The organism is Nocardia sp. NPDC019395 (assembly GCF_040632335.1).
Lineage (GTDB): Bacteria > Actinomycetota > Actinomycetes > Mycobacteriales > Mycobacteriaceae > Nocardia.
Genome location: NZ_JBEYBT010000009.1, coordinates 31,526 through 51,193, shown reverse-complemented (window position 1 = coordinate 51,193; position 19,668 = coordinate 31,526). Strand labels below are relative to the sequence as shown.

The 19,668-nt window shown below is 67.9% G+C and carries 17 protein-coding genes; 11 read left to right on the top strand and 6 right to left on the bottom strand.

Translation table 11 applies throughout. The features are described 5' to 3' along the window. Positions 1–2 precede the first annotated feature (2 nt). Positions 3–515 (top strand): ribosomal protein S18-alanine N-acetyltransferase, encoded by a 513-nt coding sequence (gene rimI / locus ABZ827_RS20615; RefSeq protein ID WP_357238802.1) that lies wholly within the window; start codon positions 3–5, stop codon positions 513–515. Beyond that, positions 512–1,549, top strand: coding sequence for a tRNA (adenosine(37)-N6)-threonylcarbamoyltransferase complex transferase subunit TsaD (tsaD, locus tag ABZ827_RS20610; protein ID WP_357238800.1), 1,038 nt, complete (start codon positions 512–514; stop codon positions 1,547–1,549). Before rimI ends, tsaD begins: the two co-directional genes overlap by 4 nt. Positions 1,550–1,562: 13 nt before the next feature. On the opposite strand, the gene ABZ827_RS20605 is transcribed toward tsaD, so the two are convergent. Then, entirely contained in the window at positions 1,563–3,137 is a 1,575-nt protein-coding gene (locus ABZ827_RS20605; RefSeq protein WP_357238797.1) for an Hsp70 family protein, read from the bottom strand. A gap of 502 nt (positions 3,138–3,639) precedes the next feature. Here ABZ827_RS20605 and groES point away from each other — a divergent pair. Both groES and groL read left to right on the top strand, forming a co-directional pair. Further along, the gene (gene groES, locus ABZ827_RS20600) at positions 3,640–3,942 is read left to right on the top strand and encodes a co-chaperone GroES (protein WP_327152586.1); all 303 of its coding nucleotides are present in this window, start codon (positions 3,640–3,642) and stop codon (positions 3,940–3,942) included. Positions 3,943–4,046: 104 nt separating this feature from the next. After that, positions 4,047–5,654, top strand: a complete 1,608-nt coding sequence (gene groL, locus ABZ827_RS20595) for a chaperonin GroEL (protein ID WP_357238796.1) — start codon at positions 4,047–4,049, stop codon at positions 5,652–5,654. A 70-nt stretch (positions 5,655–5,724) separates the two neighbouring features. Here the strand turns inward: groL and sigK are convergent, their stop codons facing one another. Further along, positions 5,725–6,333 carry an ECF RNA polymerase sigma factor SigK gene (gene sigK / locus ABZ827_RS20590; protein WP_357238795.1) on the bottom strand — a complete coding sequence of 203 codons (609 nt, stop codon included), beginning with the start codon at positions 6,331–6,333 and terminating at the stop codon, positions 5,725–5,727. Between the two features lie 133 nt (positions 6,334–6,466). After that, positions 6,467–6,760: a WhiB family transcriptional regulator gene (locus tag ABZ827_RS20585; protein ID WP_357238794.1), complete on the bottom strand. Its 294-nt coding sequence runs from the start codon at positions 6,758–6,760 to the stop codon at positions 6,467–6,469. A 630-nt stretch (positions 6,761–7,390) separates the two neighbouring features. On the opposite strand from ABZ827_RS20585, the gene ABZ827_RS20580 reads away from it, so the two are divergent. From ABZ827_RS20580 to ABZ827_RS20570, 3 genes are all read left to right on the top strand, one after another. Further along, positions 7,391–8,389, top strand: coding sequence for a hypothetical protein (locus ABZ827_RS20580; RefSeq protein ID WP_357238793.1), 999 nt, complete (start codon positions 7,391–7,393; stop codon positions 8,387–8,389). Between the two features lie 127 nt (positions 8,390–8,516). Then, positions 8,517–9,095, top strand: a complete 579-nt coding sequence (locus ABZ827_RS20575; protein ID WP_357238792.1) for a sigma-70 family RNA polymerase sigma factor — start codon at positions 8,517–8,519, stop codon at positions 9,093–9,095. After that, entirely contained in the window at positions 9,088–10,263 is a 1,176-nt protein-coding gene (locus ABZ827_RS20570; RefSeq protein WP_357238790.1) for an anti-sigma-D factor RsdA, read from the top strand. The genes ABZ827_RS20575 and ABZ827_RS20570 overlap by 8 nt, the downstream gene beginning before the upstream one ends. Before the next feature lie 187 nt (positions 10,264–10,450). On the opposite strand, the gene ABZ827_RS20565 is transcribed toward ABZ827_RS20570, so the two are convergent. Further along, positions 10,451–10,864, bottom strand: coding sequence for a DUF5319 domain-containing protein (locus ABZ827_RS20565; protein WP_030522220.1), 414 nt, complete (start codon positions 10,862–10,864; stop codon positions 10,451–10,453). 269 nt (positions 10,865–11,133) lie between these two features. Here ABZ827_RS20565 and guaB point away from each other — a divergent pair, with 269 nt between their 5' ends. From guaB to guaA, 3 genes are all read left to right on the top strand, one after another. After that, positions 11,134–12,675: an IMP dehydrogenase gene (gene guaB / locus ABZ827_RS20560; RefSeq protein ID WP_357238788.1), complete on the top strand. Its 1,542-nt coding sequence runs from the start codon at positions 11,134–11,136 to the stop codon at positions 12,673–12,675. 618 nt (positions 12,676–13,293) lie between these two features. Further along, on the top strand, positions 13,294–14,472 hold the full coding sequence (locus ABZ827_RS20555) for a GuaB3 family IMP dehydrogenase-related protein (protein ID WP_357238786.1): 1,179 nt from the start codon (positions 13,294–13,296) through the stop codon (positions 14,470–14,472). A gap of 59 nt (positions 14,473–14,531) precedes the next feature. Further along, the gene (guaA, locus tag ABZ827_RS20550; protein WP_357238785.1) at positions 14,532–16,109 is read left to right on the top strand and encodes a glutamine-hydrolyzing GMP synthase; all 1,578 of its coding nucleotides are present in this window, start codon (positions 14,532–14,534) and stop codon (positions 16,107–16,109) included. 78 nt (positions 16,110–16,187) lie between these two features. Here the strand turns inward: guaA and ABZ827_RS20545 are convergent, their stop codons facing one another. Both ABZ827_RS20545 and ABZ827_RS20540 read right to left on the bottom strand, forming a co-directional pair. Next, a complete protein-coding gene (locus ABZ827_RS20545) occupies positions 16,188–16,442 on the bottom strand; it encodes a hypothetical protein (protein ID WP_357238783.1) in 255 nt (84 codons plus the stop codon). Next, on the bottom strand, positions 16,435–18,090 hold the full coding sequence (locus ABZ827_RS20540; RefSeq protein ID WP_357238781.1) for a PspC domain-containing protein: 1,656 nt from the start codon (positions 18,088–18,090) through the stop codon (positions 16,435–16,437). Before ABZ827_RS20540 ends, ABZ827_RS20545 begins: the two co-directional genes overlap by 8 nt. 149 nt (positions 18,091–18,239) lie before the next feature. Here ABZ827_RS20540 and ABZ827_RS20535 point away from each other — a divergent pair, with 149 nt between their 5' ends. Then, the gene (locus ABZ827_RS20535; RefSeq protein WP_357238779.1) at positions 18,240–19,598 is read left to right on the top strand and encodes a PspC domain-containing protein; all 1,359 of its coding nucleotides are present in this window, start codon (positions 18,240–18,242) and stop codon (positions 19,596–19,598) included. The last annotated feature ends 70 nt before the right edge of the window (positions 19,599–19,668 follow it).

The following is a 19,668-nucleotide window of genomic DNA, read 5'->3' as shown; positions in this document are numbered from 1 at the left end:
CGATGGGTATCCGGATAGAACCCATGGAGCCGGGCGATATCGCGGGCTGTGTGGAATTGGAACAACTGCTGTTCCCCGAGGACGATCCGTGGCAGGCCGTATCCTTCCGTTCCGAACTCGCCGCCCGCTACAACCGCTACATCACCGCCCGCGACGAGGCCGGGAACATGGTGGGCTACGCGGGTATCGCGTTGCTCGGCGACGCCGAACATCCGGAAGCCGAAGTGCACACCATCGGTGTCGACCCGGTCTGCCATCGTGCCGGTATCGGAACCCTGCTGCTGGAGGCCCTGCTCGCCGAGGCCGGGCGCCGCGGCGGGCCGGTATTCCTGGAGGTGCGTACCGATAACGCGCCCGCGATCGCCATGTACGCCAAACACGGTTTCCACATCATCGGTTTGCGTAAGAACTACTACCACCCGAGCGGAGCGGACGCGTACACGATGCGGCGCCCCGCGCTGGAAGATGTTCCGGCGGGCGCTCTTCCGCGCACACCGGACGGGGTGCTGTCGTGATCGTCATGGGAATCGAGAGTTCCTGTGACGAGACCGGTGTCGGGATCGTCCGCCTTCGGCCGGACGGCAGCTGTGAACTGCTGGCCGACGAGGTCGCCTCCAGTGTGGCCGAGCACGCCCGATTCGGCGGAGTGGTCCCCGAGATCGCCTCACGCGCTCATCTCGAGGCGATCGTGCCGGCCATGCGCCGGGCCCTGTCCACTGCCGGGATCACCGCCCCCGACGCCCTTGCGGTGACCATCGGTCCCGGTCTGGCCGGTGCGCTGCTGGTGGGTGTGGCGGCCGCGAAAGCCTATGCGGCCGCCTGGGATATCCCGTTCTACGCACTGAACCATCTCGGTGGCCACGTCGCGGTGGACACCCTCGAACACGGTCCGATGCCGCCCTGTGTGGCCCTGCTGGTTTCCGGCGGACATACGCATCTACTGCAGGTGAAGGATCTGTCGGCGCCGCTGGTCGAGTTGGGCAGTACCGTCGACGACGCCGCGGGCGAAGCTTTCGACAAGGTGGCCCGCCTGCTGGGTCTCGGCTACCCGGGTGGCCCGGCGCTGGACGCGGCCGCGCTCACCGGCGACCCGTCGGCCATCGCCTTCCCACGAGGTATGACCGGCCCCCGCGACCCGCGCTACGACTTCTCTTTCTCCGGCCTGAAAACCGCGGTGGCACGGTATGTCGAGGGCCTCCACCGACAGGGCGTCGAACAGCTGCCGATCCCCGATATCGCGGCCTCCTTCCAAGAGGCGGTCGCCGACGTACTGACCATGAAAGCGATCCGGGCGGCCCAGGATGTCGGGGTGGACACCCTTGTGCTCGGCGGCGGCGCGACGGCGAACACCCGCATCCGTTCGCTGGCCGAGGAGCGTTGTGCCGCGGCGGGTTTGACGCTGCGCATTCCGAAACCGCGATTGTGCACCGATAACGGTGTGATGATCGCGGCGCTGGGCGCGCATGTGATCGGCGGCGGTGCCGCGCCGTCGCCGCTGTCGGTGGCGAGCGATCCGGGGCTGCCGGTTTCGGTCAGCCAGGTGGGCTGAGCGGAAGCGTTCCCTATCCCGATGAACCGGTACCCGGAAGCCGGGGCACGGGTGGCGGTGGCGTCACCTGGAGGGTGGTCTCGGTGCTCCGGGTGTCACTGTCGGACGGGGCGTCCGAGGTGGACGGCGTATTCGGCGCCGGTGGCTCCTCGGTGGGCGCCGGTGGTGCGAGAACGCCGGGGCCCAGTCCTTCTGGGAAGGGGATGCGCGGCAGATTGGGATCCGGGCGCAGTGTCGGCTGGGTCGGTTGCGGTGGGGCCGCGGCGGAGCCGGTGGTGGTCGTCGGTCCGGTGGACGTCGTGGGTTCACCGGATGTGCTCGTGGACGGTGCTTCGCCCGTGCTCGGGTCGGTGACGACCGGCGGTTCGTAGGTCGGTTCGTAGGTCGGCGTGTAGGGCTCCTCGACGGGCTGCTCCGGGACCTCCGCGGTCGTGGTCGGCACCACGGTGGTGGTCGTGGGGGCGACCGTGGTCGCGGGAGGCAGTTGCGCGCTGCTGGTCGTCCCGGCGGGGGAGACCTCGTCCTCGGAATCGGGGGTCCCGGTGTTCATCCCGTACCCGACGATCAGGCCGACCACCACGATCGCGCCGGCGATCGTACCGAACGCCTTGAGCAGGGTGTTGCCGGATTTATCGGGAGTGAGCGCGCCCGCCGGCGCGGCGGCGCGGGCCGTATCGGCCACCAGCGCGGCGCCTTTGGCGATCACGGCATCCGGGTCCGGCACCGTCAGCACCGGCAGGTCCAGTTCGTCGCGCAGCGTTTCCAGCACGGCCGGGATATTGGCCCCGCCGCCGATCACCACGACGGCTTCGGGGGTCCGGTCGGCCAGGCCGAAGGTCATCGTCGTGAACCGCGCCAGTTCCTCCAGCAGCCCGGCGGTGAGCGATTCGAAATCGGTACGGGTGAGTTTGAGTGGCCGGCCGGCGATATGGTCGATGGTGACGGCCTGGGTCACCGACAGGTGTTCCTTGGCGGTGCGCGCCCGGTTCACCAGCACGCTGCGGTTGGGCCGGGTGCCCCGGCGGGCGTAGTGCTGATCGACCAGGTGCCGGTAGAGGAGATCGTCGATCGTGCGCCCGCTGACCGTCGTGCTGCGCGCGGTGTGCAGGACCGCACCGTCGGCCGGGTCGGCCACCGTGACGGTGCAGCCGGAGGCACCCAGATCGATCACGGCGACCGTGCCGTAGCGGTCCAGCAGGCCGGTATCGCGCAGGAAGGTCAGCGCCGCGGTGGTTTCCTGGACCAGTTGCGGTTCCCGGTGTCTGCCGGTGGCCATCCGGATCGCCTGTGCCTGTTCCTTGCTGCGGTAGGCCACGGCGACACCGGTGGGCGGGCGGTCGGCGATGACATCCAGGCCGGAAGTCTGGGGGGCGGGAACGTGGGGGCCGAAAACCACTTCGGGCGGATGGCTCGCGGGGAGCTGGGTGGTCATCAGCTCGATCGAGGACGCGACGAGATCGCCGAGGTCGGAATGCGCGTCCGCCGAGACGACTCGGTAGTCGAATTTCCGCGCGCCGTTCGCCGCGGTGGTGACGAGCGCGGAGCACACCACTTCGTTCCCGGCGGAGATACCGAGCGACGTACGCATATTCTGTTCACCTCCTTTCGAGCGGAACCTCGTCGTTCGCGCCGGCTGGTCCGGACATGAGCCAAGGCTGTCCGCGAAACCACCGCCGTCTGCGGGGAGCGGTGGTTTCACGAACAACCATCAACATGGTGCCACGATCTGTTATCCGAACGTTACAGAGTCGGAGAATCATTGGGAAGCCCTGTTTCTTCGGGGCCGCCGGCCGTCTGCCGTCGCGGCCCGACGACCAGCGACCTCGGCTTTGTGGCGTCTTGGTGACAGCAAGATCGTTTTTTCGCCCGAAGTCGGAGCGTTGGCACCGCCCGCCCTTGAGCGCTGGCACTCTCATGTATAGAGTGCTAGCTGGCACCGATTGTTGCTCCGGTGCCAGCTTGACTACTGAGCAGGCGGTCCCGGCACCCGCGACGACGGGGCTTTGCGCAGGGTCAGCATCGTGACCGAATCGATGGTCCGGGACAACAGTTCCGGACGACCGTTATCCCCTGAAAGTGGAGGGCTCAACGTGGCGAGCGTGAACATCAAGCCGCTCGAGGACAAGATCCTCGTCCAGGCCAACGAGGCCGAGACGACGACCGCCTCCGGCCTGGTCATCCCCGATACGGCCAAGGAGAAGCCGCAGGAAGGCACCGTTGTCGCCGTCGGCCCCGGCCGGTGGGCCGACGAAGGTGAGAAGCGCATCCCGCTGGATGTCCAGGAGGGCGACACCGTCATCTACAGCAAGTACGGCGGTACCGAGATCAAGTACCAGGGTGAGGAATACCTGATCCTGTCCGCGCGCGACGTGCTGGCCGTCGTCGGCAAGTAACCGACTGCCGCGCATGCGTTCCGCCCCGGTGTCGCACGGTGACCCGGGGCGGAGTGCGTTGTGCCACACAACTCGAAGCGCACCAGATACAGGAGCGAACACTTATGGCAAAGCAGATCCAGTTCGACGAGCAGGCTCGCCGGGCGCTGGAGCGCGGTGTCGACAAACTCGCCGACGCGGTCAAGGTCACCCTCGGGCCGCGCGGCCGGCATGTGGTGCTGGCCAAATCGTTCGGCGGCCCGACCGTCACCAACGACGGCGTCACCATCGCGCGTGATATCGATCTCGACGACCCGTTCGAGAACCTCGGCGCTCAGCTGGTCAAGAGCGTCGCCACCAAGACCAACGATGTCGCCGGCGACGGCACCACCACCGCCACCGTGCTGGCCCAGGCGATGGTGCGCGGCGGTCTGAAGAACATCGCCGCGGGCGCCAACCCGATCGCCATCGGCTCCGGCCTGGGCAAGGCCGCCGAGGCGGTCTCCGAGGCCCTGCTGGCCGCGGCCACCCCGGTCAGTGGCGAACAGGCCATCGCCCAGGTCGCCACCGTCTCCTCGCGGGACGAGGTCATCGGCGAAATGGTCGGCAAGGCACTGACCACGGTCGGCAAGGACGGCGTGGTCACCGTCGAGGAGTCCTCGACCCTGCAGACCGAACTCGTCGTCACCGAGGGTGTGCAGTTCGACAAGGGCTACCTCTCGCCCTACTTCATCACCGACGCCGACAGCCAGGAAGCTGTGCTGGAGGACACGCTGATCCTGCTGCACCGCGAGAAGATCAGCTCGCTGCCGGATCTGCTGCCGCTGCTGGAGAAGATCGCCGAATCCGGTAAACCGGTGCTGATCATCGCCGAGGATGTCGACGGCGAGGCGCTGTCCACCCTGGTCGTGAACTCCATCCGCAAGACCATCAAGGCCGTGGCGGTCAAGGCTCCGTTCTTCGGCGATCGCCGCAAGGCGTTCCTCGACGATCTGGCCGTCGTGACCGCCGGTACCGTGGTCAACCCGGATCTCGGTATCAACCTGCGCGAGTCGGGCCTCGAGGTACTCGGTTCGGCCCGCCGTGTGGTGGTCACCAAGGACACCACCACGGTGATCGACGGTGCGGGCACCAAGGACGCCATCGACGCCCGCAGTACGCAGTTGCGCCGCGAGATCGAGGCCACCGACTCCGACTGGGACCGGGAGAAGCTCGAGGAGCGGCTGGCCAAACTGGCCGGCGGTGTCGCGGTCATCCGGGTCGGCGCTGCCACCGAAACCGCGCTCAAGGAGCGCAAGTACCGGGTCGAGGACGCGGTCAGCGCTGCCAAGGCGGCTGTCGAGGAGGGCATCGTCCCCGGCGGCGGTACGGCGCTGGTGCAGGCCGGCGTCAAGCTCGACGGACTGATCGCCGGACTGTCCGGTGACGAGGCCATCGGCGCCGAGGTGCTGCGGGGCGCGCTGCGGGCGCCGCTGTACTGGATCGCCGCCAACGCCGGTATCGACGGCGCCGTTGTGGTGACCAAGGTGGGCGAGGGCAAATCCGGATTCAACGCCGCGACCCTCTCCTACGGCGACCTGCTCGCCGAAGGTGTCGTGGACCCGGTCAAGGTGACCCGCTCGGCCGTGATCAACGCCGCCTCGGTGGCGCGGATGGTGCTCACCACCGAAAGCGCCGTGGTGGACAAGCCCGCCGAAGAGGAAGACGACCACGGGCACGCGCACGCGCACTGATAGAGCACCCCGGCCGCCGGTATTCGCCCGGCGGCCGGGAGTTCGGACAAAGAGAACGGGCCGTTCACATTCAACCCGGAATGTGAACGGCCCGTTCTCGTATCGGCCGTCGCTCGCTCGTCGGCGGTCCGGCCCCCATACTCTTCTTCAACCGCAGCAGCCCATCTCTGATACGGGATTTGACGGTCGGCAGGCCGATATCGAGCTGACGCGCCACCTCCGCGTAGGTCCGGCCGTCGTAGTAGGCCAGTGAGATCGCCTCCCGCTGGGTATCGGTCAGGGTGCGCAACCCGACCACCACGGCCTGGTGATCCAGCTTGCGCTCGACCTCCTCGATGACTTCGTCGTAGTCGTGCCCGAGTACCCGGGCACCGTAGGCGATTTCACGCTGGGTATGCGCCTGCTCGGCGCGCACCCGGTCGACCGCGCGGCGATGGGCCAGCGTCAGCAGCCAGGTGACTGCCGAACCGCGTGCCGGGTCGAAACTCGCCGCAGTACGCCAAGCCTGCAGGTAGACCTCCTGCGTGGTCTCCTCGGCGAACCCCGAATCCTGTAGGACGCGCAACACCAGACCGAAGACCCGGGTGCGGGTTCGATCGTAGAGCTCGGCAAAAGCCTCGGCGTCCGAATGGCCACAGCGCTGCAACAGCGCTGAGAGCTCGATACTCTCTTGTGTCATCGGTCATAACAATAACTCCCCGCTATGACCGAGACCGTATGCGGCCCCGGGGAAGAGGCGGTGTCGCGACCGCGAAGGGGCGATGTCCACACCACCGCGAGGGCCGTGCGTGGCCCGCGTGACCGGTGGTGGGTCAGACCGCCATCCGTCGGCGGTTACGGCGCGCGTGCATCTCACGTTCGGTTTCCGACATACCGCCCCAGATGCCGTAGGGCTCACTGACCTTCAGCGCATGTGAACGGCACTGCATCAGAACAGGGCAGGTACGGCAGATTTCCTTGGCGCGCATCTCGCGCGCGGCCCGGGCTCTGCCACGCTCGCCGTCCGGATGGAAGAACACCGCCGAGTCCACACCCCGGCAGGAACCGCGCATCTGCCAGTCCCAGATATCGGCGTTCGGCCCGGGAAGGTGGGTGGGCATGGGCATGGGTTGAACTCCTCGTAGACGCGAGCTCGTCGGCATTGTCGAGCGAGTGATGGGTCAACTTCTCGTTGGTGCCCGGCGTTCGTGTGAACGCCCGGACCGTCGGCATCCGCTGCGATTTCGCCCGGCGCCGTTCGTAGCGATGAGTTACGTTAGGGGTAACGGGGAAATTCCGTCAACAGTTTGGTTCGCTGATTTATCGGATATTTTGCGGCCTGAATTTAACCCATGTGGCTGTTTACTTCCGCTAATATCCCGGCGATACTGTGTGGTTGCCCTGGTGCTGGGGCCTCGGCGTCCTCGGTGGTGGAAGCTGTTTTCGCAGGTAGCGGCGAATAGCTGGGCAGTTGCAAACGGTCCGGACCGAAATGTGTGCGCTGTGCGGGTCCGGGGGTCCGGCGGTTTCCCCGATCTCGATACGATTACAGATGGCCGCTGGACGGCCTCCAGGTTAATTAAGCGAAACGCCGCCTAATTCGATGCGTATCTGCTCATGGATTGATCGGCCGAGATTAACCTGATCGAAACACGAGTGATTCTTATAATGCTGGAAGATTGCTGAACAGCTGATTTTCTCCGCCTGGGTGCGGCTTCCGCGCCGGGAGTCCGGCCGGGCGCCGGTACAGTGCACCGGTGTCCGCCCCGGTTCTCACGTCCGAAACTTCCTCCGCCCAGCTCGCCGGTTCAGCGTTCGGTGCGCTGGCCGGCCTATCCGCTGCCGAGTTGCCGGAGCCGCGGACCGGCCTCGAAATATGGTGGCAAGCCGTGGCCCTGGGGGGCGCGGGGCACTACGCGGCCGCCCGGGCGGCGTTGCGCCGGCTCCGCATATCCACAACTGATCCGGTTCTGCTATCGCTCGGCGCGTCCACCGAAGGTTCACTGTTGCGACAGCTCGGCCGGCATGCCCGCGCCGCCCACGACGACGGTCGCGCCGCCGTCCTGGTACTGCCCCGACTGTCCGCGCGGCACAGTGTCGCGCCGGACGAAGCACAGTCCCGCACAGCCGACCGGTCCGGCATCGGGACCTCGGCCGATGACGGGTCTCGGAGTTACGACGGCGCGCCCGACCTCCTCGACGCGGCGGCCGACGCCCTGATCGGCTTGGCGGCCGACGCGCTGGGCGCCGGTCGGCTCACGCTGGCCACCCGGCTGCTGGACCGCTGTGCGGCGCTGCTGGAGGCCGCGGGCGCCCGTCCGGAGACGGACGCGCGGATGCCCGGCCGGTCCGCCCCGGCCGGGCCGGACCGTTCCCGCGCTCTGATCCGGCTGTACTGGGTGCGCGCCGAGACGGCGCTCGCCGGCGGCCGAGGCGATGACGCCCTGGCCGACGCCGAAACCGCGCTCGCCATGGCCGAGCGCGGTCCCTCGATCCGCCATCAGGTGAAATCGCGGCTCCTCGTCGCGGCGTCCACAGGTGTGACAGGTGATATAGCCCGGGCGGTGCGACTCGCCGACCTCGTCGACGAACAGTGCCGTGTGTCCGGGCTCCTGCCGCTGCGCTGGGCCGGTGCCATGTTGCGGGCCGGTCTCACCGCCCCCGGCGCCGCCCACGACGCGGCGACCGCCGATGCCGAGGCGTGTCGCGTGCTGATCACCCGGCGTGGCGGTCGTTTTCACGACACTGAGTGGTAGCCGAGGTTCTACCGTCTCGACCCTCGCCGGCGGCAGTGTCCTATTGTTGATCCCGTTCCGCTGGACCGGCGGAAGCACCGGTCGTACCCGGCCGTGCCACTTTGTAACGCCAGGAAATCCGCTGACGATGACGCACACGGGCGAAGAGATGGACCGCGCCGTTGCCGCCGCTGCGCAGGGCGACAGGTCCGCTCTAGCTCAGGTACTGGAGATGGTCCGTCCGCTGGTGATGCGATATTGCCGCGCTCGGATCGGTGCCGCGGAGCGTGGACAACTCTCTGCGGACGACGTCGCGCAGGAGGTTTGTCTAGCGGTCATGACCGCCCTGCCCAGGTATCAGGACCAGGGCAGGCCGTTCATGGCCTTCGTATACGGAATCGCTTCGCACAAGGTCGCCGACGCCCATCGCAACGCCTCCCGTAACAAGGCGGAGGCGATGGCCGAAGTACCAGATGTCATATCCACCGACCACGGGCCGGAGCAGCGAGCTCTCGAATCCGAAACGAGCCGGCAGATGAACACTCTGCTGGCCACGTTGCCGGAGAAACATCGGGAGATCCTGATCCTGCGATTGGTGATGGGTCTGTCAGCGGAGGAAACCGCGACCGCCGTGGGCAGTACGGCGGGAGCGATACGGGTCGCCCAGCACAGGGCGCTCGCAAAATTGAAGGCACAAGTGGCGAGGGCAGGTGAAATATATGGCTAGGGATGGCGGGCGCGGTCGGGGCGAAAAGCGGGCGCGGCGTGTATCGCGGAACACCGATCCCTACGCCGAGGGCTCCGGTGGCGGGTCCGAACCGGTCGATATCAGCGCGGTCCGTCGTGATGACGAACTGATCGACGCTATCGCCCGTGGCGGACCCATCCCTACCGAGAGCGCCGAGGAACTCCAGCTGGCGACATTGCTGGCGGATTGGCGGGCCGAGATCGTGGCGCCGCCGCTACCGGGGGCGCCCGATCTCGATACCGTGGTAGCGGCGGTCAATCAGGAGATAGGCGCACGGCAGGCGCGGATCGGCGCCCAGTCCGGTGGACGATTACGGCTGCTGCGTCCCATCGCCACCACGGCGGCCGCATTGGCCCTGGTGTTCGGCGGGCTGTCGGTCTTCTCCTATCAGGCCGAGCCCGGTGACGCGCTGTGGCGCGTCAAAGAGGTGGTCTTCAGCGAACAGGCGCAGAGCACGGTCGTGCAGTACGCCGACGACAACTTGGCCGCCGCGGAGGCCCTCCTCGAGGAGGGTAAGCCGGATCAAGCCAAGGCCCGGCTGGAACAGGCTTCGGCCAATGCGACCCAGGTCGATGATCCGGCCAAACGCAACGAGCTCGCCGACCGCTGGCGTCAACTGGTCGACCAGGTCGGCAAGGTCGCCCCGGAGATCGCGGCACAGCTCGAGGAGTCGGCTCCCGCCCCTCTTCCAGGAGCCCCGGTGAAGCCGGTATCGCCAGGCGGCACTTCGGAGCGCCCCGGTAGCACGGTGACCACCACACCCGGAGCGGACAATCCGCTACCGATGGAGGTGGTGCCGGGGCCGGGTGAGGACAAGCCCGGCGCACCGGATACCAGCGCACCCGATCGTCCGGCACCCGATCGTCCCGCTCCGGATACGGACGCACCGGATATAACAACCGCCCCGGACCTCGCACCGGACGACACCACCGCCCCCAACCCTCCGGCGCCGACCACATCGGACGGTCCCGGGATCGACCAGGTGGAGCCGTCCAGCCCGGCCCCGTCGACGATCAGCTCCCCCGGTCCGGCGGAACCCTCCATTCCGGAGGTTCCGCCGACCGGGGCTCCGTCCGTTCCGCAGCAGGCCCCGTCGGCACCGCAGCAGGCGCCGACCACAATCGCGCCGGGCGGCTCGACGAACTGAGGGTGGTGTATCTCTCGGTTCGGTAAACAGGATTCTTCGAAACGAGTGGCCGTCCACCTGAGGTGGACGGCCACTCGTTCTCGTAAGTAAGTCTGTTGTGTGCGCTGCGCCCCGAACCGCGGCCACGAAAAACCGATCGGCCGTCGCGGTGGCGGCCGATCGTGCCGGACCGGCCGGCTGTTCCGGCTCAGCTGTCGAAAGCGTCGAACCCGTCGCCGTGGAACGCCTCGTTCATCGAGGCATCGGCGTAGCCGCGGCAATAATCCCAGGTGACGTAGGCTTCCGGAGTCGGATCGTAGGCGGGCTCATGCGGGCGGACGGTGCCGTCGACCAGGAGTTGTAACAGATTGGCGCGGAGCATATCCCAGTCGTGATAGTGATCCTGCCGACAGTCCTCGCAGCTCACCACCAACCCGCGGATACCGCGGTGGGCCAGTAGCGCCTCGTAGACTGCGAGATCGGCGAGATCCTCTTCGACCGCAAGGCGCTCATGAGGATCCAGCGGCTCCCCCGGCTCGATGGCATCGAGCGCGGCGGACGGGTCGGCGGGGTCTCCGGCGAACGGATCCGGCGGCAAGCCAGGTGGTAGATGGTCACGCACATCCCCACGGTACGCAGAACAGGGCGGTCTGCGCCAGCCGTCCGCGCCGCCAGTTTCGTCGCCGCCCGTCGATTCGATCGGCACAGCCCTCAGTTGAACCGCGGTCCAGCGGGACCGATACCATGGTGCCAAGCGCTGACGAGCACCCGTTCACCCGGCCCCCACTGCCGGAATGAACGAGCCGGCGCCGGAAGTTTGTTCCCAGTAACAGTTCGCTATCGGATCGTCGTACCGATAGCTTCGCCGACGTCCAGGAGGGGTCGATCCCAATGAGTAATCCCGTATCGGGCGAGCGCACCGTTGTCCGCCCTCCTACGGGTGGTGACGATCCGAACAAGATCGCCATGCTCGGCCTCACCTTCGACGATGTCCTGCTGCTCCCCGCGGCCTCGGATCTGATTCCGAGCTCGGTCGAGACATCGAGTCAGCTGACGCGGGAGATCAAGCTGCGGACGCCGCTGGTGAGTTCCGCGATGGATACGGTCACCGAGGCCCGGATGGCGATCGCCATGGCCCGGGCCGGGGGTATGGGTGTCCTGCATCGCAATCTCTCGGTCGCGGACCAGGCCGGCCAGGTGGAGACGGTCAAGCGGTCCGAGGCCGGAATGGTCACCGACCCGGTGACCTGCCGCCCCACCGACACGCTGGCCGAAGTCGACGCCATGTGCGCCCGGTTCCGGATCTCGGGTCTGCCGGTGGTAGACGAAAAGGGCGCGCTGGTCGGCATCATCACCAATCGCGATATGCGGTTCGAAGTAGATCAGAACCGGCGCGTCGCCGATGTGATGACCAAGGCGCCGCTGATCACCGCGCAGGAGGGCGTCACCGCGGAGGCCGCGCTCGGTCTGCTGCGTCGCCACAAGGTGGAGAAACTCCCCATCGTCGACGGTGAGGGCAGGCTCCTCGGCCTGATCACCGTCAAAGACTTCGTGAAAACCGATCAGTTCCCCGACGCCACCAAGGACCGGGACGGCCGGCTGTTGGTCGGCGCGGCGGTCGGCGTCGGCGACGATGCCTGGTCGCGTGCCATGACGCTGGCCGACGCCGGGGCCGATGTGCTCGTCGTGGACACCGCGCACGGACACCAGCGCCAGGTGCTCAGCATGGTCAGCAAGGTCAAAGCCGAGGTCGGTGACCGGATCCAGGTCGTCGGCGGCAATATCGCGACCCGGGCCGGAGCCGCCGCACTGGTCGAAGCCGGTGCCGACGCGGTGAAGGTCGGTGTCGGCCCCGGCTCCATCTGCACCACTCGCGTGGTCGCCGGTGTCGGCGCCCCGCAGATCACCGCGATCCTGGAAGCGGTCGCGGTATGCGCGCCCGCGGGGGTTCCGGTTATCGCGGACGGCGGTATCCAATTCTCCGGCGATATCGCCAAAGCCATTGCCGCCGGCGCCTCCACCGTGATGCTCGGCTCGGTGCTCGCCGGTACGGCCGAATCGCCCGGCGAACTGATCCTGGTCGGCGGTAAACAGTTCAAGAGCTACCGCGGAATGGGTTCTCTCGGCGCGATGCAGGGCCGGGGGCAGCAGAAGTCCTTCTCCAAGGACCGGTACTTCCAGGACGATGTACTGGCCGAGGACAAGCTCGTCCCGGAAGGTATCGAAGGCCGGGTGCCGTTCCGCGGTCCGGTGAGCCTGGTGATCCACCAGCTGGTCGGCGGACTCCGTGCTGCTATGGGCTACACGGGCGCCCAGACGATCCCGGGCCTGCAGGATGCCCAGTTCGTCCAGATCACCGCGGCGGGTCTCAAGGAAAGCCACCCCCACGACATCACGATGACGGTCGAAGCTCCGAACTACACCGGGAGATGAGTAGGGGCGGGTTGTGTCTTCGGCGTCGCCTCTGAGGTCGTGGGTCATGCGGTAACCGCGTCCCCGGCGTGGACCACCGTGGAAGCTCTCGGTGTGGGCTATGCGGGGACCGTGCCTGGGGTGTGGTTCATGCGGCAATCGCGCCTGGGGTGTGGATCATGCGGGAACCGTGCCCCCGGCGTGGACCATCCGTGAAGGGGCGGGCTGTATTTTTGGAGCCGCTCCGCGGCTCGAGGGCGGGGCCCTGTTAACCCGGTTCTTCACTTCCGGCGCTCAGTCGCTGCGCTCCTTCGCTCTGGTCGCTCCAGAACCGGGCGGGCCCCGCCCCCGGAATGTGGCTCGGCCCTGCTTGGTATCTTCCCGGACCGGCAGCCGTCCGAGCCGGGCTATGACCGGGTGTGTAAGGTTTAGTCGCAATATGCGAGTTCACCAGGTGAAACGCAGGAACATCGGTGCCGAGTTCTACGAGGCCCACTAGAGGGTTGCGGCCGTGTGTCCCACCAGCTCTCGAAGCGTATAGGCGCCCCGAAGGCGTGAGCTTCGTGGGACGGAAGTGGACGCCAAAGGGGTCGCGACCCCGCGCTGCCCGCGGCGGCGCCAAAAACACAGGAGTTTTTCGTGCGCGATATGGTCGAGATCGGTATGGGTAGGACGGCTCGCCGGACCTACGAGTTGGACGATGTCGATATCGTTCCCTCGCGCCGGACCCGTTCCGCGAGCCAGGTCTCGCTGGCTTGGCAGTTGGACGCCTACCGGTTCGATATCCCGTTCCTGACCCACCCGACCGATGCCCTGGTCTCCCCGGAATTCGCCATCGAGATCGGCCGGCGCGGTGGGTTGGGCGTTATCAACGGTGAAGGGCTGTGGGCCCGGCACTCCGACGTGGCGGCCAAGATCGATCAGTTACTCGAACTCGCCGATAAGGGTAGTTATCAGCGGGCGGTGGCCTTTCTTCAGGAATTGCACGCGGCACCCATGCAGCCGGACCTGCTCGCCGCGGCGGTGGCGCAGGTGCGGGCCGGCGGAGTCACGGTCGCGGTGCGGGTGAGTCCGCAGAACGCACAGGCACTGACTCCCGGACTGCTACAGGCCGGAATCGATCTTCTGGTGGTACAGGGCACCATCATCTCGGCGGAGCACGTGAGTGCGGGCGAACCGTTGAACCTCAAGACTTTCATCGCCGAACTCGACGTCCCGGTCGTCGCGGGCGGGGTCAGCGATCATCGCACCGCGCTGCATCTGATGCGGACCGGAGCGGCGGGGGTGATCGTGGGTTACGGGTCGCAGCCGGGTGCCACCACCACCGGCGAGGTGCTCGGTATCGGGGTGCCGATGGCCACCGCCATCGCCGACGCGGCCGCGGCCCGCCGCGATTATCTCGACGAAACCGGCGGCCGGTACGTGCACGTGATCGCCGACGGCGATATCAACACCTCGGGACATCTGGCGAAAGCTATCGCCTGCGGCGCCGACGCGGCGATGCTCGGGGCGCCCCTCGCGCTTGCCGCTGAGGCGCCCGGACGGGGCTGGTACTGGCCGTCGGCAGCCGCCCACCCCTCGGTGCCGCGGGGTTCGCTGCTGTCGCTGGACGAGCCGTGGGATCTGGCCGACGAACTCCTGCTCGGCCAGTCGCGTCCGGCGCCTGTCCGCCCCAGCCTGGAACAGTTGCTGACCGGTCCGTCGGATGACCCGTTCGGATCGTTGAATCTGGTCGGCGGACTCCGCCGATCGATGGCCAAGGCGGGGTACTCCGACCTCAAGGAGTTCCAGAAGGTGGGCTTGAGTGTCCGGGCCTGAGTGGTCTGGCTCCGGCGTCAACCCCGCGGGGCTCGGGGCGGCACAAGAGCAATAGACTCTTGCAGGTGACACGTTCCCAGAGACCCGTTCTTGTTGTCGACTTCGGTGCGCAGTACGCGCAGCTGATAGCCCGCCGGGTCCGGGAGGCGAGTGTCTACTCGGAGGTGGTCCCGCATACCGCGACCGTGGCGGAGATCGCCGAGAAGCAGCCGCTGGCGGTGATCCTTTCCGGCGGCCCGGCGAGTGTGTACGCGGAGGGGGCACCCTCCCTGGACCCCCGGCTCTTCGATCTGGACGTGCCGGTTTTCGGTATCTGCTACGGATTCCAGGCGATGGCGCAGGCACTGGGCGGCACCGTCACCAATACGGGCACGCGCGAGTACGGCCGTACCGAACTGGATATCGACGGTGGCCTGCTGCATGCCGGACTGCCCGGGGTGCAACCGGTGTGGATGAGTCATGGGGACGCCGTGACCGACGCGCCGGCCGGTTTCGAGGTCACCGGGACCACGGTGGGGGCTCCGGTCGCGGCGTTCGAGAACCGCGCTCGCCGGTTGGCGGGTGTCCAATACCATCCCGAGGTGCTGCATTCGCCGCACGGGCAACAGGTGCTGAGCCGGTTCCTGCACGAGATGGCGGGTATCGCGCCGGAGTGGACGCCGGCGAATATCGCCGAGGCGATGATCGAGCGGGTCCGGGAGCAGATCGGGGAATCGCACGCGATCTGCGGTCTGTCCGGCGGCGTGGACAGCGCGGTGGCGGGCGCCCTCGTGCAACGTGCCATCGGTGACAAGCTGACCTGCGTTTTCGTCGATCACGGGCTCTTGCGGGAGGGCGAACGGGAACAGGTGCAGCGCGATTTCGTCGCCGCCACCGGGGCCCGGCTGGTCACTGTGGACGCGGTGGACAAATTCCTGGGCGAGCTGAAGGGGGTCACCGACCCCGAGGAGAAACGCAAGATCATCGGCCGCGAGTTCATCCGGTCCTTCGAGGACGCGGTGGGCGAGGTAGTCGGCGAGCAGTCGGCAGGGCAGGATGCGCCGGCGGTCGAATATCTGGTGCAGGGCACCCTGTACCCGGATGTGGTGGAGTCGGGCGGGGGCAGCGGTACCGCGAACATCAAATCCCACCACAATGTGGGCGGGCTGCCCGACGATCTGGAATTCGAGCTGGTCGAACCGCTGCGGTTGCTGTTCAAGGACGAGGTCCGGGCGGTCGGCCGTGAACTGGGCCTGCCGGAGGAGATCGTGGCCCGCCAGCCCTTCCCCGGGCCCGGTCTGGCGATCCGGATCATCGGCGAGGTCACCGAGGACCGGTTGCGGACCCTGCGGCAGGCCGACGCCATCGCGCGAGAAGAACTCACCGCGGCCGGCCTGGACGGCCAGATCTGGCAGTGCCCGGTGGTGCTGCTCGCCGATGTGCGCAGCGTCGGCGTGCAGGGCGACGGCCGCACCTACGGGCATCCGATCGTCTTGCGGCCGGTATCCAGTGAGGACGCGATGACCGCGGACTGGACCCGGTTGCCCTATGAGGTGCTGGAGCGGATCTCGACCCGGATCACCAACGAGGTGAGCGAGGTCAACCGGGTGGTGCTCGATGTGACGAGCAAACCGCCGGGCACCATCGAATGGGAGTGAGCCGATAACGGACCGCCCGGACCTTCAACTGAAGGTCCGGGCGGTCCGGTGTTCGACGAGAACTGGGCGGGAGCCGGGTTATCGGCGCTTTCTGGGTGAGATCACCAGTACGAGGCCCGCTACGATCGCCGCCGCGACGACGATCCAGCCGATCGGGATCATGGCCGCGAACTCCCACTGCGCCGGGCCTGTCAGCGCCCAGATACTCACCAGGAGTGCCAGCAGGCCGATCACGAACAATCCGGGGGAGAAGCGGCCCGGCCGATGCGCACGGCCGGACGGTCCGCATCCGCCGGGGGCCTCCGTATGCGGGTTCGTTTGCTGCTCAGCCACGACGCACCTCCGCCTCGCCCATCCGTACCTGCACGTTCAAGTTCAGTACCGGCGCATCCCCACCGGGGCCGGTCAGCCCGTCGGGACAGTTCGCCTCGCCCATCCGGACGGTGCATTCGGTGCGCACGTTCATGTTCTCGGGCACCAGCACCACCGCCTGACCCATCTGGACCGAGAGATCGACCGTCTTGTCCGCGGTCAGGTCGATACCGCGCAGATCCAGCGTCCCGGATCCCATGGTGACCGCGTAATCCGGTCGTACATCGGTGGCCGAGGCGGGGGCCCAGGTGCGGTCTCCCATGGTCGAACTCTGGAAATCGACCGGGCCGATCGCCGCCGCCAGAATGACGAACGCCGCCAGCGGAGCAGTCACGAGCAACAGGCCGTGGCCCCGTCGCCGGAAGGCGCCGAGCATCAGCCCCAGGCCGATCACCGCGAGCGCGATCGCGGCGATCCGTCCCGGAGTCATCCAGTCGACCCCGGCCACCGCGGCCGCGCCGGCGCCCGCGGCCGCGAGTACGGCCAGGCCGAGAACGACGGCGGTGAAGCGGGAACGCGGCCGTTTTTCGGTGGTTACCGCGACGCCGCGTTCCGGGGCGGGTTCGGGCAGGTCCCAGGCCAGCGGTGCGACACCCAGCGGATCCCACGAGGGCGGCGTGCGGTCGGCGAGGCCGGGGCCCGTTGTCTTGCTCATGCTGACGGTGTTGCCTGCCGGCCGTGGACGGTCGGGGGCGCGGCCGGGATCGGTATCCGAGGTCGTGTCCTGTCCGGGATTCTTCTCCGGGGTCGCCGAATCCTGCCGCGACTCCGGCGAACCGGTGGCGGCCCCCTGGACCTGGTCACCGGTAGCGCTCGACCGGCCGGCGGACACGTCGGTCGAGGGTTCGGCGAGGGCACTGGCGGCAGCCGTGGAATCCGCTGCCGGGCCGGCCGGAGGTTCCGAGGTCGTGCCGGGACGCTTGGTGAGCTGCGGGCCACCTGCCCCGCCGCCCGACTCCTCGGGGGAGACCTGACCCGGGTCGGTTCCGGTCGGCCGCGCAGCGGTCTCGGGCGGGCTGTCCGGAATGTACCGGTCCGGCAGCTTGGTGTAGGGCGTGTAGATACCGGTGTTGTGCGCGGTGTAGGGATCCGTTCCGCCCTGGGGGAACGCGGTGCCCGGATACCCGGTCGTTCCCGGCCCTGTGACCGACTCCGGCGCGGCAGCGCCCGGCGGCAGCGGCGGCGGCTGCGGGGAACGCAAATACAGCATCCACCAGCCCGCCAGCATGAGTGCCAGGCCGACCACCCCGGACCCGCCGAGGCCGACTCCCACCGGGCCCATGGTGCTCACCGCGATCGCCAGCGCCACGATCAGCACGATCGTCTTGGTCTGACTCTGCGAATCCTGGCGTTTCCGGGTGAGCGATTCCGCCATCGACGCACCCTCCCCGGGTTCGGGGAACAGCAGCCACCCGGCCAGATACAGCACGATCCCGGCCCCGCCGAAAATGGTGGACACCACGAACGCCACCCGTACGAGTACCGGGTCGATGCCGTAGCGGTGCCCGAACCCGGCCGCGACTCCGGCGATCGGCCCCTGCCGGGGCAGGCGGGCCGGCCGGGTCTGCCACAACTGCTGGAGTTGATCACCGAAGCTGGTTCTCGTCATGAATTCAATGGTCCGCTCGCCGTGGCCTGCCACACATCCGGGTGAACCCTGAAGTTGCTCCGGAAAAACTCCCCGACCACCGTCGATCTGGATATCTCAGGGTGTTTCCCCATGGCTGCCCGGGGCGCGGACGTGCCAGTATCGAGGGTATGTGCCCGTTCGGACCTGCCTTCTATGCGCGGGGCGCCACCCGCCCCGTGGCCGAACCGGGGACGGATGGCGAACGGTTGGTGCGCCGCTCCGGTGGCCGGATCGTCGGCGGTGTGGCCGGTGGGGTCGCCGACCATCTCGGGATCGACGTGCTCAAGGTCCGGATGGTCTTCGTGCTGCTGTCGGCTCTCGCCGGCGCGGGGATAGTCGCCTACGGCCTGCTGTGGATCTTCACGCCGGGTGGTGCGGACGATGCCCGCCCGTCCGGGACCGAGCGGCGGCAGGCGATCGGTCTGGCGATGCTCGGTCTCGGGCTGTCGGTGGCGGTGTCGTGGGCGTTCAGCGGTACGGCGGCCCGGGTGATCGCGCCGCTGCTGGTGATCGCGGTGGGCGCGGCGCTGGTGTGGCGGGAGTACGACGCCGACGGCCCGCGTTCGCTGGTCGGCATACCGGCGAAACCGTCGGTGGTCACCTGGTCGCGGATCATCGCCGGGGTGACCCTGGTGATCGCCGGGCTGGCGGTGGTGGTGTTGTCACAGGTCGACTGGGGTTCGCTCGGGTCGGCGCTGCTGGCGGTCGCGGCCACCCTGATCGGCGTGGGTCTGCTGACTGTTCCGCTCGGCCTGCGGATGATGCATACGCTGAATGCCGAACGCGCCGCCCGCATCCGCAACGAAGAGCGCGAGGAAATCGCCTCCCATCTGCACGATTCGGTGCTGCAGACCTTGGCGTTGATCCAGCGCCAGGCCGGCGACCAGCAGGAGGTACTGCGCCTGGCCCGGAGTCAGGAACGGGAATTGCGGCGCTGGCTTTTCGCCGATTCCGGCCCCGCCGAATCCAGTTTGTCCGCAGCCCTGCGCACCATCGCCGGTGAGGTGGAGGATCAGCACGGTGTGAAGGTCACCCCGGTCACCGTCGGCGATGTGGCGATGGACGGTGAAGACCGCGGATCCGGTTTGCCGAGGGAACATTTCACCGCTGTCCTGGGCGCGACGCGTGAGGCGCTGGTGAACGCGGCCAAACACGCCGGCGTCACCGATATCGACCTGTTCGCCGAGGCAGAACCCCACCAGGTCAGTGTGTTCGTCCGCGACCGCGGCGCCGGTTTCGATCCCGATTCGGTCCCGGAGGACCGACACGGTCTCACCCGCTCCATCCGTGCCCGGGTGGAGCGCCGGGGCGGGACCGTCGAGATCGTTTCGGCGCCGGGCCGCGGCACCGAGGTCCGCGTCATCATGCCGCGCAACGACGCCGGCGCGGATCCCGAAACGGGGCCGGGCGGTGGCGACGAAACGCATACCGCGGACCCCGCCCACATACCGGAGCCGCCGCGGCGGCCGCACCCGATACCTCGATGACGCCCACGGCGGGCTTGTTCCAGCTGCGGGCATCCCTCGACCCGGCTGCGACTATTCGCGGTTTCGCCGC